This window comes from Dysosmobacter sp. HCP28S3_G4 (genome assembly GCF_052065175.1).
Taxonomy (GTDB): Bacteria; Bacillota; Clostridia; order Oscillospirales; family Oscillospiraceae; genus Oscillibacter.
The window spans coordinates 18,945-33,967 of sequence record NZ_JBQHUP010000028.1 but is presented as its reverse complement, the minus strand read 5'-3'; the positions used below and the strand labels follow the sequence as shown (position 1 = coordinate 33,967).

12 protein-coding genes and 1 other annotated feature are annotated in these 15,023 nt (G+C 62.6%); of the genes, 8 read left to right on the top strand and 4 right to left on the bottom strand.

Annotated features, from left to right (window positions below; all coding sequences use genetic code 11):
- Nucleotides 1-131 precede the first annotated feature (131 nt).
- The 4 genes from ACTNBU_RS08120 to ACTNBU_RS08105 all read right to left on the bottom strand — a co-directional run bounded on the left by ACTNBU_RS08120 (nucleotide 132) and on the right by ACTNBU_RS08105 (nucleotide 5,781).
- A complete protein-coding gene (locus tag ACTNBU_RS08120) occupies nucleotides 132-884 on the bottom strand; it encodes a YhfC family glutamic-type intramembrane protease (RefSeq protein WP_441032598.1) in 753 nt (250 codons plus the stop codon).
- 168 nt (nucleotides 885-1,052) lie between these two features.
- Nucleotides 1,053-2,666 (bottom strand): putative manganese-dependent inorganic diphosphatase, encoded by a 1,614-nt coding sequence (locus ACTNBU_RS08115; protein ID WP_441032595.1) that lies wholly within the window; start codon nucleotides 2,664-2,666, stop codon nucleotides 1,053-1,055.
- Between the two features lie 215 nt (nucleotides 2,667-2,881).
- Nucleotides 2,882-3,955, bottom strand: a complete 1,074-nt coding sequence (locus tag ACTNBU_RS08110) for an aminopeptidase P family protein (RefSeq protein WP_441032593.1) — start codon at nucleotides 3,953-3,955, stop codon at nucleotides 2,882-2,884.
- A gap of 218 nt (nucleotides 3,956-4,173) precedes the next feature.
- The gene (locus ACTNBU_RS08105; RefSeq protein WP_441032591.1) at nucleotides 4,174-5,781 is read right to left on the bottom strand and encodes a CTP synthase; all 1,608 of its coding nucleotides are present in this window, start codon (nucleotides 5,779-5,781) and stop codon (nucleotides 4,174-4,176) included.
- A gap of 730 nt (nucleotides 5,782-6,511) precedes the next feature.
- Here ACTNBU_RS08105 and ACTNBU_RS08100 point away from each other — a divergent pair.
- The 8 genes from ACTNBU_RS08100 to ACTNBU_RS08065 all read left to right on the top strand — a co-directional run bounded on the left by ACTNBU_RS08100 (nucleotide 6,512) and on the right by ACTNBU_RS08065 (nucleotide 15,002).
- Entirely contained in the window at nucleotides 6,512-7,528 is a 1,017-nt protein-coding gene (locus ACTNBU_RS08100) for an ABC transporter substrate-binding protein (protein ID WP_441032588.1), read from the top strand.
- A gap of 157 nt (nucleotides 7,529-7,685) precedes the next feature.
- Complete coding sequence (locus tag ACTNBU_RS08095) at nucleotides 7,686-8,690, top strand: ABC transporter permease (protein ID WP_441032586.1); 1,005 nt, start codon at nucleotides 7,686-7,688, stop codon at nucleotides 8,688-8,690.
- Nucleotides 8,683-9,477 (top strand): ABC transporter ATP-binding protein, encoded by a 795-nt coding sequence (locus ACTNBU_RS08090; RefSeq protein WP_441032583.1) that lies wholly within the window; start codon nucleotides 8,683-8,685, stop codon nucleotides 9,475-9,477. Before ACTNBU_RS08095 ends, ACTNBU_RS08090 begins: the two co-directional genes overlap by 8 nt.
- Nucleotides 9,478-9,620: 143 nt before the next feature.
- Nucleotides 9,621-9,868 (top strand) — a binding site (T-box leader).
- Nucleotides 9,869-10,048: 180 nt separating this feature from the next.
- Complete coding sequence (locus ACTNBU_RS08085; protein WP_441032580.1) at nucleotides 10,049-11,089, top strand: ABC transporter substrate-binding protein; 1,041 nt, start codon at nucleotides 10,049-10,051, stop codon at nucleotides 11,087-11,089.
- Between the two features lie 305 nt (nucleotides 11,090-11,394).
- Nucleotides 11,395-12,282: an ABC transporter permease gene (locus ACTNBU_RS08080; protein WP_441032578.1), complete on the top strand. Its 888-nt coding sequence runs from the start codon at nucleotides 11,395-11,397 to the stop codon at nucleotides 12,280-12,282.
- On the top strand, nucleotides 12,275-13,039 hold the full coding sequence (locus tag ACTNBU_RS08075; RefSeq protein WP_441032576.1) for an ABC transporter ATP-binding protein: 765 nt from the start codon (nucleotides 12,275-12,277) through the stop codon (nucleotides 13,037-13,039). The genes ACTNBU_RS08080 and ACTNBU_RS08075 overlap by 8 nt, the downstream gene beginning before the upstream one ends.
- A 247-nt stretch (nucleotides 13,040-13,286) precedes the next feature.
- Nucleotides 13,287-13,979, top strand: a complete 693-nt coding sequence (locus tag ACTNBU_RS08070; protein WP_441032573.1) for an iron-sulfur cluster assembly scaffold protein — start codon at nucleotides 13,287-13,289, stop codon at nucleotides 13,977-13,979.
- Between the two features lie 24 nt (nucleotides 13,980-14,003).
- Nucleotides 14,004-15,002, top strand: coding sequence for a GGGtGRT protein (locus ACTNBU_RS08065; RefSeq protein WP_441032570.1), 999 nt, complete (start codon nucleotides 14,004-14,006; stop codon nucleotides 15,000-15,002).
- Nucleotides 15,003-15,023 lie beyond the last annotated feature (21 nt).

Sequence of the window (15,023 nt, the reverse complement as noted above, 5' to 3'; positions counted from 1 at the left end):
CCCCCCCCCCCCGGCGCGCGCGCCCCGCGCCCCGCCCCCCCCCCCACACCCCCCCCCCCCCCCCCCCCCCCCCCCCCCCCCCCCCCCCCCCCCGCCCCCCCCCCCCCCCCCCCCCCCCCCCCGGTCTCCTTTTATACAGGTTCTGCAGTCCTGTCCCCGCGGTACAGGCGGAAGGCCAGCGCGCAGGCCGGGACTGAGAATGCCGCCATCAGCCCCTCCGAGAGCCAGATGGACAGCACGCCCCGCTGGTACAGGGCGGCGAACACATCCATCCCCGCATGGAGCAGAATGGCGGCGGGGTACAGCCATCGCTTTCCCGGCCGCTTCGCCGCCTGAAACACCAGAACGCTGAGGGCGATGTGGAAGCAGATGACCAGCGCCCGCTCCACACCGATCACCAGATAGTCCGCCGCCGGAGCGGCCAGCGCGGCGGGGACCGACGCCAGCGCGTCACCGGTGAGGGTCCCGGCGTTGTACCCCAGGGCCGACGCCAGGTTCCACACCGCTGGAATGCCGCCCAGCAGCAGGGATTCCAGTCCGCCGTGGCCGATGCCGTACATGACGGCGGACTCCCGGCGGTCCTGACGCCGCAGCAGACGGAAGCCCGTCAGCCGCCCCGTCTCCTCAAAGACGCCGGCGGCCAACGTGCCGTAGAGGACGTACGCCCAGGTATGGGACAGAATGAACCCGCCGGGCCGCAGGGCCAGCAGATGGAGCAGCTGCTCCAGCACCAGGGCGAACAGGAAAAACATGGCCGCGCCCACGGCGGCGCTCCGGAGGCGTGCCCCGGTCTTCTTCCGCCAGAAGACCAGCAGCCCCACCGGCAGCCCCAGGGATATGACGGCGCTGAAGGCCATGGCCGCCAGCTGTGCATCAGAAAACATAGAAGATCCTCCCTTGCTTTTGAACTGCCTCCAGCATAAGCCGTCCAGCGGCTGGAAGGTCAAGGGGGAAAATGAAAAAATCAGGGACGCCGCAAAGGCGTCCCTGACGGTTTTCGGGGAAATATCCGGCTCCATCCGGTGGAAGGTCGCCGCCTTGAACGTGACGGCTCAGCCCCACAGGGCGGAGAGGGCGGGGATGACCTGCTTTTTCCGGGACATGACGTGGGGCAGGAACACGGAGTGGTCCACGGGCTTGCAGTTGAAGGCCTGCTGGATGGCCTGGTCGTCGCCCAGATACATCAGCCGGGTGCCCTCCTGGAGCACGTCTGTCAACATCAGCAGGATCATGTCATAGTGCCGCATGGTCTTCAGCTCCTGCATGGCGTCCATGAACTCCTCCTGACGGGTCATCAGGTGCTGGGAGTCCACGCAGGTGATCTGGGACACGGCCAGATCGTGTCCGGCGATGTGGAACTCCTTGAAGTCCGTCTTCATCAGCTCCTCGGCGGAGCGGTTCTCATTGGCGGAGGCGGAGAATACCAGATGGCCCAGGTCTTCCAGGGAGACGTTGGCGATACGGGCCATGCGCTGGGCCAGATCCCGGTCCAGCTGGGTGCAGGTGGGAGACTTGAACATGACGGTGTCCGACACGATGGCCGCCGCCATCAGACCCGCCATCTTCTCCGAGGGCATCAGGCCGTGGTCCTGATACATCTCCGCCACGATGGTGGTGGTGCTGCCCACCGGCTCGTTGCGGACGTACACCGGGTTACCGGTCTGGATGTCCGCCAGGCGGTGGTGGTCGATGATGCCCATGATGTCCGCCTGATCCAGGCCCCGGACGGACTGGGCCTTCTCGTTGTGGTCCACCAGCACCACCCGCTTCCGGCGGGGACGCAGCAGGTGGAAGCGGGACAGGGTGCCCACCACTTTTTCGTTTTCGTCCAGAATGGGGTAGCAGCGGAACCGGCTCTGCAGCACCGCCTCACGGACGTCGTCGATGTAGTCGTCCAGATGGAAGGTCACCAGACCCGCCGTTTTGCAGATGCGGGACACCGGCAGGGAGTGGCAGATGAGATGCACCGTCTGGTAGGCGTCGGTGGGGGTGGAGATGAGGCAGGTCTCCGTGGGGATGGAGCGCAGCTCGTCGCTGATCTCCGCCTGGCAGACGATGACGCACCGGACGCCCAGCTCCATGGCGTACTTCACCATGTCCGGCTGGTCGCCGCAGATGACGATGCTGTCCTTGCTGGAGAACAGCAGGTTCTTCCGGGAGGTGGGCAGGGCGATGGTGACCTCGCCGGAGATGGAGTCCACCGTCTGACCGGCCTCGTTCATCAGCTTGCCCTCAATGACGGATAGCAGGTTGTAAAGGGGAACCTCATTGACGCAGGGATTCCGGACGGAGGACATGTCGTAGGAGGCGATGTCTCCGGCGGACAGCATGCCGTACAGGGTCCCGTCCTCGTTGGCCACGGGGATGGCGGAGATCTTGTTGTTCTGCATCAGCCCCCAGGCGCGGCTGATGGTGACGCCGGTGTTCAACGTGGGCGGCGTATCGTAATCCAGGTCCCGGACCTGGGTGAAGACGTTGTCCAGCAGCTGAGGCGCCTGAAACCGGAAGCGGTTCAGAATGGCCTGGGTCTCATCGTTGACCCGGCCCAGACAGGCGGCGGTGTACTCCCGGTCGCCCAGGGAGTTCATCAGGGCCGCGTAGGCCATGGCGGAGACGATGGAATCCGTGTCGGGATTCCGGTGGCCGGTGACATAGATGGTGTCCATGCTGTATCTCTCCTTTGATAACCGATATCCGCGCGGGACTGCCGCACGGGATCTGCGCCCCGGGCCGGGGCGGTCATTGTCTGTGTCATCATAACAGGGCGCAAGGGCCGGTGTCAAATGGCATTTTCCCAAATTTGCGCACTTTTTACCGCTGTTTTTGAGAAAATGCGCCGGAGGCGGATGCCTTTTGATCCGTCTCCGGCACTGTTAATCGTTTACAAAATTAAAAGCTCTTTGGGGGCATTGGTGATGTCCACGCAGCCGCCCTCCTTCAGCACCAGCACGTCCTCAATGCGGACGCCCAGCTTTCCCGGCAGATAGATGCCCGGTTCTGCGGAGATCACCGCACCGGCGGGCAGGGGCTTGTCGTTGAGGGGGGAAGCGTTGGGGCTCTCGTGGATCTCCACCCCCACGCCGTGACCGAAGCTGTGGCCGAAATAGGGGCCGTAGCCCGCACTGACGATGATGGACCGGGCGGCGCCGTCCACCGCCTGCCCTGTGGCACCGGCTTTGGCGGCGACGATGCCCGCGGTCTGGGCGGACAGCACCGTCTGATAGACCCGCCGCATCTCCTCAGTGGCGTAACCCACCGCCACGGTACGGGTCATGTCGGAGCAGTAGCCGTGATAGACGCAGCCGAAGTCCATAGTGACGAATTCCCCATTCCGGATGGCCTTCTCGGAGGGGACGCCGTGGGGCAGGCTGCCGTTGGGGCCGGAGACCACGATGGGGTCGAAGGACATGTCCTCCGCTCCGTAGTGGAGCATCAGATACTGGAGCCGGGCGGCGATCTCCTTCTCCGTGACGCCGGGACGGATCTCCTTCAGGATGCTTTCCAGGGCCTTCTCGGCGATGCGCTGGGCGGCGATGAGGGTCTCGATCTCCTGGCTGTCCTTTACCCGGCGCAGCTCCAGCAGCAGCTCCGTGGCGGGCACCAGCTCGCAGGGCAAAGCCTTTCGGTAGGCCTCATAGTCCCGGACGGTCATATAGGCGTCCTCAAAGCCCACCCGGCGGAGGCCCTGGGCCTCCATGATCTCCCGCAGCAGGACGGTGTATCCCCGGCCGGCCCGGACCTCCTGGATCTCGGCGTTCTGGACATAGCGGGCAGCGGCCTCCGTATAGCGGGAGTCGGTGAGATAGCAGGCTTTCCGGCGTGTTACCAGAGCGGCGCCGTCGGTGCCGGTGGAGTGGAAGCCGGTGGCGTAGAAGCGGTTGGACTCACAGGTCAGCAGCATGGCGTCCAGTCCGAAGTGATCCAGTTTTTCCGCGATCTGACGAAAGTGATTCATGTGTTCTCCTTTATTAACAAAACGGCAAAGCGGCGGATGGCGGTTTATTTGGACTCGGCCATCTCCACAGCGGCCTTCACGAAGCCGTAGAACTCGGGATGCGGACGGTCCGGACGGGATACTCCCTGGAGGGAGTATCCGGGGAAATCGCCCTCCGCCTCGCCGCTGACGCGGCAACCGGCGGAGATGGCGGAGAGCCGTCCGGCCCTGTTGACGGTTTATTTGGACTCAGCCATCTCCACAGCGGCCTTCACGAAGCCATAAAATTCAGGGTGCGGACGGTCCGGACGGCTCTTGAACTCCGGATGGAACTGCACGCCCACGAACCAGGGGTGGTCCGGCAGCTCCACGATCTCCACCAGACGGCCGTCCGGGGACTGGCCCGCCAGCACCATGCCCCTGTCCTGGAACATCTGGCGATAGTCGTTGTTGAACTCATAGCGGTGGCGGTGACGCTCGGAGATCTCCTCCGCGTCATAGAGGGCCCGGCTGCGGGTGCCCTCCTTCAGGATGCAGGGGTACTTGCCCAGACGCATGGTGCCGCCCTTCTCCGTGACGTTCACCTGATCCGGCATCAGGGCGATGACGGGATTCTGGGTCGTCTCGGAGAACTCGGCGGAGTTGGCGTCGGCCAGACCCGCCACGTGGCGGGCAAACTCCACCACGGCCATCTGCATCCCCAGGCAGATGCCGAAATAGGGCACCCGGTTCTCCCGGGCATAGCGGACGGCGGTGATCATGCCCTCAATGCCCCGGTCGCCGAAGCCGCCGGGCACCAGAACGCCGGTGACATCGCTCAGGACCTCCGCCACGTTCTTCTCCGTCAGGCCCTCGGAATCCACCCACTTGATCTCCACCACCGCGTCGTTGGCGGTGCCGGCGTGGTTCAGGGACTCCACAACGGACAGATAGGCGTCGTGGAGCTGGGTGTACTTGCCCACCAGGGCGATGCGCACCTTCTTGTGGGCGCCCTTCTCCCGCTTCACCATGGCTGTCCACTCCCGCAGATCCGGCTGGTGGGTGATGAGACCCAGCTTGCGGCAGACCACCTCGTCCAGGCCCTCCTTGGCCATCAGCAGGGGCACCTCGTAGAGGGTCTCGGCGGTGGCGTTCTGGATGACGCAGTCCGGCTCCACATTGCAGAACAGGGCGATCTTCCGGCGGATGTCCTCGGTGATGGGAGTGTCGCAGCGGCACACCAGGATGTCGGGCTGGATGCCCAGGCTCAGCAGCTCCTTCACGGAGTGCTGGGTGGGCTTGGACTTCAGCTCACCGCTGCCGGGGATCTGGACGATGAGGGGCACGTGAATGAACAGCACATCGCCCTGGGGACGCTCGGACGCTACCTGGCGGATGGCCTCCAGGAAGGGCTGACTCTCAATGTCGCCCACGGTGCCGCCGATCTCCGTGATGACCACGTCCACGTCCTCGGAGGCCATGGCGTAGATGCGGTCCTTGATCTCGTTGGTGATGTGGGGAATGATCTGCACCGTGGCGCCCAGGTAGTCACCCCGGCGCTCCCGGTTCAGGACGGACCAGTAGATCTTGCCGGAGGACACGGAGCTGTTGCCGCTGAGGTCCTCGTCCACGAACCGCTCATAGTGGCCCAGGTCCAGGTCGGTCTCGGCACCGTCGTCGGTGACGAAGACTTCACCGTGCTGATAGGGGCTCATGGTGCCGGGGTCCACGTTGATATAGGGGTCGAACTTCTGGTTCCGCACCCGCAGGCCCCGCTGCTTCAGCAGACGGCCCAGGGACGCCGCGCAGATGCCCTTGCCCAGTCCGGAGACAACGCCGCCGGTGACGAATACGAATTTGGTAGACATTCCTCTCACCTTACCTTTTATACACAAGTTTCTTTGAATTTTCAGAATCCATGCACCGGGATCAAAACAAAAACACCCCGGATTTAGCGGCTAAAAGTCCCTCCATATTTCGGGACTCTCAGCTGCGATCCGCGGTGTCGCTTTCACTCGTTCAGTTTTGGACCCAACCTGCGGCTCACGCCGCAAACCGCTGCATGAAGCGTCAAAAAATACTTTCCCAATATACCACCGCCTGTTTCAAAAGTCAATGAAAAACTGAGGCGCGAAAAATGGTTTTTTGACTGCCATATATTTACAGTTTTTGGGACGTCCGTGACGTTCTGAATTTCCAGTCGCCCTGACGCTGCGGACCGTGCGGGTGGCTGGGCAGAGGGACATTTTTCCGGACGCCGCGGCGCAGATTTTTCGGAAAAGGGGCTATTACCGAAAAACTCTGGGGATTTCTGTGTAAAATGACCATTGACTTCATTGGTTTAAAGCTATATAGTTCAAAGTAATCTCGCATTATAAAGGAGGAGCAGCCATGATGATCCGGATCAACGAAGCCGCCCGCTACTCCTTTATGCAGGTCCGCTTTGCGGGCCGTTTTTACCGTGGGCTGACGAAAAAAGACCGTCCGGACAGCATGGGTGAGATTCGCTGAGAAGTATGGAAAGCGGCTCTGTCCATCCGGACAGAGCCGCTTTTTATAAAGTCCAAATGGCTATGTCACGAAAAGGAGATTAAACACATGAAAAAGAAGATCCTCGCGCTGGTCATGGCTTCCGCCATGGCCCTGAGTCTGGCCGCCTGCGGCAGCAGCGGCGGCTCCTCCACCCCCGCCGCCTCCAGCGCAGCCGGTTCCGCGGCCGCCTCCGCTCCCGCCGCCGAGACCTACACCATCGGAATCTGCCAGCTGGTGCAGCATCCCGCACTGGACGCCGCTACCCAGGGCTTCCGGGACGCCGTGGACGAGGCTCTGCCCGGCCAGGTGACCTGGGATGAGCAGAACGCCGCCGGCGAGTCTGCCAACTGCACCACCATTGTCAACAACTTCGTCTCCACCGGCGTGGACCTGATCCTGGCCAACGCCACCGCCGCCCTCCAGGCCGCCGCCAATGCCACCGACACCATCCCCGTGCTGGGCACCTCCATCACGGAGTACGGCGTGGCCCTGGACCTGGACAACTTTAACGGCACCGTGGGCACCAACGTGTCCGGCACCTCCGACCTGGCTCCTCTGGACCAGCAGGCTGACATGGTGAAGGAGCTGTTCCCCGACGCCCAGAACGTGGGTATCCTGTACTGCTCCGGCGAGCCCAACTCCGTCTACCAGGCTGACACCGTGAAGGCATGCCTGGAGGATCTGGGCTACAGCGTGAAGGTCTACACCTTCGCCGACTCCAACGACGTGGCCGCCGTCACCCAGACTGCCTGCGATGAGAACGACGTGCTGTACGTACCCACCGACAACACCGCCGCCAACGCCGCCGAGACCATCAACAACGTGGCGCAGCCCGCCGGCGTGCCCATCATCACCGGCGAGGAGGGCATCTGCAAGGGCTGCGGCGTGGCCACCCTGTCCATCAGCTACTATGAGCTGGGCCGCACCACCGGTGAGATGGCTGTGAAGATCCTGACCGGCGAGGCCGATGTCTCCGCCATGCCCATCGAGTACTATCCCAACCCCGTGAAGGAGTACAACCCCGATATTGCCAGCGCCCTGGGCGTCACCATTCCCGAGGGCTACACTGCCATCGAGGGCTGATATTGGTTCCCCGGGGGCACCGGACATCCGGCGTCCTCCGGGGAATTTCCCGCGGAAGGACGCAGTCCGGGGGTGGATGAATGAACGCCGGATATCCGCGGCGGCCATTCATCTGTGCCTGTGACGGATCACAGAAGAAAAAGAGAGGAGTCATCCTATGAACATTGCGGCGTATTTCGCCTCCCTGAGCCTCACGAATCTGCTGTCCCGCATGCCGGCGGCAGTGGCTCAGGGCATCATCTGGGGACTGATGGCGCTGGGCGTCTACATCACCTTCCGGCTGCTGGACGTGGCCGATCTGACGGTAGACGGCTCCTTTACCACCGGCGGCGCCGTGACGGCGGTCCTGATCCTGGCCGGATGGCCCGCCTGGGCCGCCCTGCTGGTGGCCCTGGTGGCCGGCATCCTGGCGGGACTGTGTACCGGCCTCATCCATACCCGTCTGGGCATCCCCGCCATCCTGTCGGGCATTCTGACCCAGTTCGCCCTGTACTCCATCAACCTGCGGATCATGGGCAAGAACCCCAACCTCAGCGCCAGCGTCTCCAAATTCGGCATGATCTGGGAGACTGAGGGAGGCAAGGGCTTTCTGCTGTCCTCCCGGTTCGTGCCCCAGGCCATTCTGGTGGGATTGTTCCTGGCCGCTCTGATCATCGGCGTGTGCTACTGGTACTTCGGTACGGAGCAGGGCAGCGCCCTGCGGGCCACCGGCTCCAACCCCGCCATGAGCCGCGCCCAGGGCATCAACATTGACACCATGAAAGTGCTGGGTCTGGCCCTGTCCAACGGCCTGGTGGCGCTGGGCGGCGGTCTGATGACCCAGTTCCAGGGCTACGCCGACATCAACATGGGCCGCGGCGCCATCGTCATCGGCCTGGCGGCGGTGATCATCGGCGAGGTGCTGTGCGACGCCCTGTTCCACAAGGGCTGCAACTTCGCCGTGCGTCTGGCCTTCGTGGTGGGCGGCGGCATCGCGTATTACATCGTCATGACCATCATCCTGTGGCTGAAGCTGGACTCCAACGACCTGAAGCTGTTCACCGCCGTCATCGTGGCCATCTTCCTGGCGGTGCCCTATCTGCAGTCCCAGGCCCGCAGTTCCTTCAAGCACGCGGGCAAGATGGCCCAGAAGGCCGGAAAGGAGGCGGAGCCCCATGCTTAAACTCTCTCATGTCTCCAAGACGTTCAACACGGGCACCATCAACGAGAAGAAGGCCCTCATCGATTTGAACCTCCATCTGGAGCCCGGCGACTTCGTCACCGTCATCGGCGGCAACGGCGCCGGCAAGTCCACCATGCTCAACGCCGTGGCCGGCGTGTGGCCGGTGGACCAGGGCTCCATCGTCATCGACGGCGTGGACGTCACCGGCCTGCCGGAATTCAGGCGGGCCCAGTACATCGGCCGCGTCTTCCAGGACCCCATGATGGGCACCGCGCCCAACATGCAGATCGTGGAGAATCTGGCGCTGGCGTACCGCCGGGGCCAGAAGCGGGGCCTGGGCTGGGGCGTCACCAAGGCGGAGAAGACCCTGTACCGGGAGAAGCTGGCCACCCTGGGACTGGGCCTGGAGGGCCGGATGACCTCCAAGGTGGGCCTGCTGTCCGGCGGCCAGCGCCAGGCGCTGACGCTGCTGATGGCCGCCCTGCAGAAGCCCAAGCTGCTGCTGCTGGACGAGCACACCGCCGCGCTGGACCCCGCCACCGCCGCCAAGGTGCTGGAGCTGTCCGACAAGATCGTGCAGGAGAACAGCCTGACGGCCATGATGATCACCCACAACATGAAGGACGCCATCGTCCACGGCAACCGGCTCATCATGATGAACGAGGGCCGCATCATCCTGGACATCCGGGGCGAGGACAAGAAGAAGCTCACCAAGGCCGATCTGCTGCAAAAGTTCGCCGAGGTGGCCGGCGTCCAGGAGGAGACGGACTCCGTTCTGCTGTCCTGACGGACGGCCTGATCAAAACCAACTGTGGGGGATGGACAGAATTGTCCATCCCCCACGGACGTTCTTCCGGATAGGAAAGAAAAATCTGGGGATGGGGGTTGACAAACGGCCTGGCGGCGCATATAATGCAAAGCAATCAAACAGCAAAACCGTTGAGCAAGAGAAGTAGCCGGAGGGGCAACCTTTCAGAGAGCCGTGGGTGGTGGGATCACGGCAGAGGACTTTCCGGCGAATGGACTTGCGAGGGCGGGGCGAACGCCGGGTTCCGGTCAGTAGCTTCCGACGGGGGCCGCACCCGTTACCAGCCGCGGCGGAGATGATCGTCTCCGATACGAGCGGGCGCGTCAGCGTCAACTTGGGTGGTACCGCAGGATTCAGTCTTGTCCCAAATGAGATTTGGGATGAGGCTTTTTTTGTTGCCTGATGGCAGTTTTACATGGCTTTGGAAGGATGATCGGAATGAAAAAACTGAATTTTTCAAGACGATGGCGATGGCGGAGCGTATGATCGAAAAGCACGACCCGATACCGTCAACGACCTGAATTTTGAATGAATAAAGGAGAATATCACCATGAAAAACCATCTGTTCAAAAAGCTGTCCGCCGCCGTTCTGGCGCTGTTCCTCGCCGCCGCTCTCACCGCCTGCGGTTCCAGCGGCGCCGCCTCCACCGCTTCCTCCGCCTCCGGTTCCGCCGCCGCGTCCTCCGGGGCCGCGTCCGCTCCCCAGGACCTGCCCATCATCGGCATCGCCCAGTACGGTGAGCACGGCTCCCTGGACAACTGCCGCACCGGCTTCCTGCAGGGACTGGAGAACGCGGGCCTGAAGGAGGGCGTGGACTTCGAGCTGGATTACCAGAACGCCGGTTTTGACGACTCCATCGACTCCCAGATCGCCCAGCGGTTCTCTGACGAGAACGCCGCCATGATGGTGGGCATCGCCACTCCCTCCGCCGTGGCCTGCTACAACGCTGCGGAGGAGAAGGACATTCCCGTGATCTTCACCGCCGTCACCGATCCCGTGGGCGCCAAGCTGGACTCCGGCAACGTCACCGGCACCTCCGACATGCTGCCGGTGGAGGGCCAGCTGAAGCTGATCCGCCAGCTCCAGCCCGACGCCGACACCATCGGCATCATCTACACCACCAGCGAGTCCAACTCCCTGTACTCCATCGAGGTCTACAACCAGATGGCCGGGGACTACGGCTTCACCATCGACGCCGTGGCCGTCACCTCCCAGGCGGAGGTCACCCAGGCTGTGGATAAGCTGCTGGCCGACAAGGTGGACTGCCTGTCCAACCTGACGGACAACAACGTGGTGGGCGTCCTCCCCGCCATCCTGGAGAAGACCGATGAGGCCGGCGTGCCGGTGTACGGCTCCGAGGTGGAGCAGGTGAAGCTGGGCTGCGTGGCCGGCGCCGGTCTGGACTACGTGAAGCTGGGCATCCAGACGGGTGAGATGGCCGCCAAGGTCTTCAAGGGCGAGACTACCTGCGCCGACCTGCCCTACGAGGTCATCCAGAACTACGACCTGTACGTGAACTCCACCGCTCTGGCCGCGCTGAACATTGAGCTGCCCGTGGAGCTGGCCTCCACCGCCGTTGAGGTGAGCTGAGACGCCCGCCCTGACATTCTGATACCCTGACATCCCGCATCCTGCCGCTCTCCGGGCGGCAGGATGCTTCGGCACAATCTCTGCTTTTTGATACTAAACCTGATTAAAACGGTTTAAACCGTTTTATAGCGCAAAGCGCATTCAGTTTTTATGATCAGTGAGACTCCAAATCTCTGATTTGGCCCGTCGAACTGATGCACAGCAGACGCCGAATTGTGCCTGTGCACAATTCGAGCGTGCGCAGCACCCGGGATTCTTGATGAAACTTTTTCATCAAGAATCAGTATAAGTAGGAGGGAACCCCTATGAATCTGGACCTGATCGTCAGTACCATCACCCAAGGTCTCATCTACGCGCTGGTGGCCTTTGGCGTGTACATCACCTACACCATCCTGGACTTCCCGGACCTGAGCGTGGACGGCAGCTTTCCTCTGGGCGCCGCCGTCACCGCCGTGCTGCTGGTGCAGGGCGTGAATCCCTGGGCCGCCCTGGCGGCCGCCATTGCCGCGGGCATTTTGGCGGGCCTTGCCACCGGCGTCATCCATGTGGTGTTTCACGTCCGGAACCTGCTGGCGGGCATCATCACCCAGACAGCCCTGTTCTCCATCAACCTGATGGTGGCGGGGGCTTCCAACGTGCCCATCGGCCGTGGAACGGACACCATTTTCACCTCCGGCCCGGCGGCCCTGCTGGGGGGTGCCAGCCTCTCCACCCGGCGGCTGGTGGTGTCGCTGGTGCTGGTGGTGGTTGTGAAGCTGGTGCTGGACGCCTATTTCCGGACGAAATCCGGTCTGCTGCTGCGGGCCGTGGGCGACAACAGTACTCTGGTCACTGCCCTGGGGAAAAACATGGGCAATGTGAAGATCCTGGGCCTGGCCCTGTCCAACGGACTGGTGGCCCTGGCGGGCGGCGTGGTGTGTCAGGCCGACAAGTCCTTCACCGCCACCATGGGCACCGGACAGGTGGTGTTCGGCCTGGCCTCCGTCATCATCGGCATTTCACTGTTCCGGAAGCTGTCCTTTGTGAAGGGCACCACCGCCGTGCTGGTGGGCAGCATCCTCTACAAGGCCTGCATCCAGGCGGCCATGCAGCTGGGCTTCGACCCCTTCATGCTGAAATTCATCACCGCCGCGCTGTTCCTGCTGGTGCTCATCGTGTCCGGACGGAAGGGAGAGGAGATCATCCATGCTTGAGGTACGTGATATCACCAAGACCTACAACGCCGGTACCGTCACGGAGACCCGGCTGTTTGAACGCTTCTCCCTGTCCGTGGAGGAGGGACAGTTCGTGTCCATCGTGGGCAGCAACGGCTCCGGCAAGACCTCGCTGCTGAACATTATCTGCGGCTCCATTCCCGTGGACGGCGGCGACGTGCTGGTGGCCGGGGAGAGCATCTCCAGACTGAAGGATTACCAGCGCTACGCCACCATGGGCCGGGTGTATCAGAACCCCGCCCTTGGCACCTGCCCCAATCTGACCATGCTGGAAAACCTGTCCCTGGCGGACAACAAGGGCAAGTCCTTCGGCCTGGGCCGGGGCGTCAACAAAAAGCGCATCGACTTCTACCGCTCCGAGCTGGCGGGCCTGGGCCTGGGGCTGGAGGATAAGCTGCACATTAAAATGGGCAGCCTGTCCGGCGGACAGCGGCAGGCGGTGGCGCTGCTGATGGCCACCATGACGCCGCTGAAGTTCCTGATCCTGGACGAACACACGGCGGCGCTGGACCCCAAGACGGCGGACATCATCATGGAACTGACGGACAGGGTGGTCCGGGAGAAGCAGCTCACCGCCATGATGGTGACCCACAATCTGCGCTACGCCGTGGAGTACGGAGACCGCATCCTGATGATGAGCCAGGGCCATGTGGTGATGGACAAGGCCGGGGAGGAGAAGCGGAACACCTCCATGGACGACATCCTGGCACTGTTCAACCAGATCTCCCTCCAGTGAAAAAGACAGACAAAGGCCCCGGCGCTTGCGGCGCCGGGGCGTGTTTTTTACAAGAGAGCAGCCCATAACTTTCATTTTTGCGATAACGGGGATAAAATGGACCTGCAATACTGGTAAATACGGAGAAACGCGAATTATACGGGAAACTTGCTTGACACTGTAATCGATTAACAGTATAATAAGTGCCGGATAAACCAAGAAAGCATTGATTTCTTTTCAAAAATCAGCAGGAAAGGAAGAACACACCATGATTTACTCCGCAGAAGTTGAGAATATGTGCCCGGTCGCCAAGGGCGCATACCATGGTCCCGCTCCCATCCCCGAGGAGGGGAAATGGGTCCAGGCCAAGGAGATCAAGGACATCTCCGGCCTCACCCACGGTATCGGCTGGTGCGCTCCCCAGCAGGGCGCCTGCAAGCTGACCCTGAACGTGAAGGACGGCGTCATCGAGGAGGCCCTGGTGGAGACCATCGGCTGCTCCGGCATGACCCACTCCGCCGCCATGGCCTCTGAGATCCTCATCGGCAAGACCATTCTGGAGGCGCTGAACACCGACCTGGTGTGCGACGCCATCAACACTGCCATGCGGGAGCTGTTCCTGCAGATCGTCTACGGCCGCAGCCAGACCGCGTTCTCCGAGGGCGGCCTGCCCGTGGGCGGCGCCATGGAGGATCTGGGCAAGGGCCTGCGTTCTCAGGTGGGCACCATGTATGCCACCAAGGTGAAGGGTCCCCGCTATCTGGAGATGGCCGAGGGCTATGTCACCCGCGTCGCCCTGAACAAGGACCGTGAGATCGTGGGCTACGAGTTCGTGAACATGGGCAAGATGATGGAGTTCATCAAGGGCGGCATGGATGCCAACGAGGCCATGAAGAAGGCCCAGGGCCACTATGGTCAGTGGGACAACGCCGCCGAGTACATCGATCCCCGCAAGCAGTAATTGAGAAGGAGGAATTGAACAACTATGGCTCTGTTTGAAAGCTATGAGAGACGGATCGACAAGATCAATTCCGTCCTGTCTCAGTATGGAATTTCCAGCGTGGAGGAGTGCCGCGACATCTGCAAGGCCGCCGGCTTCGATCCCTACGACATCGTGAAGGGCATTCAGCCCATCTGCTTCGAGAACGCCTGCTGGGCCTATTGCGTGGGCGCCGCCATCGCACTGAAGAAGGGCGTCAAGACCGCCGCCGAGGCCGCCGAGGCCATCGGCATCGGCCTCCAGGCCTTCTGCATCCCCGGCTCCGTGGCCGAGGACCGGAAGGTGGGCCTGGGCCACGGCAACCTGGGCGCCATGCTGCTGCGTGACGAGACCAAGTGCTTCGCCTTCCTGGCTGGCCACGAGTCCTTCGCTGCCGCCGAGGGCGCTATCGGCATCGTCCGCAACGCCAACAAGGCCCGGAAGGAGCCCCTGCGGGTCATCCTCAACGGCCTGGGCAAGGACGCCGCTCAGATCATCAGCCGCATCAACGGCTTCACCTATGTGCAGACCCAATTCGACTACTACACCAGCGAACTGAAGGTGGTCCGCGAGATCGCCTACTCCGACGGTGAGCGATCCGCTGTCCGCTGCTATGGCGCCGACGACGTCCGTGAGGGCGTGGCCATCATGCACCATGAGGGCGTGGACGTGTCCATCACCGGTAACTCCACCAACCCCACCCGCTTCCAGCATCCTGTGGCCGGCACCTACAAGAAGGAGTGCATCGAGCAGGGCAAGAAGTACTTCTCCGTGGCCTCCGGCGGCGGCACTGGCCGTACCTTGCATCCCGATAACATGGCCGCCGGTCCCGCTTCTTACGGCATGACCGACACCATGGGCCGGATGCACTCCGACGCCCAGTTCGCCGGCTCCTCCTCCGTGCCCGCTCACGTGGAAATGATGGGCTTTTTGGGCATGGGCAACAACCCCATGGTCGGCGCTACCGTCGCCGTGGCCGTGGCTGTTGCTGAGAGCCAGAAGTAAGAGGCAAAAACCTTCGGTTTT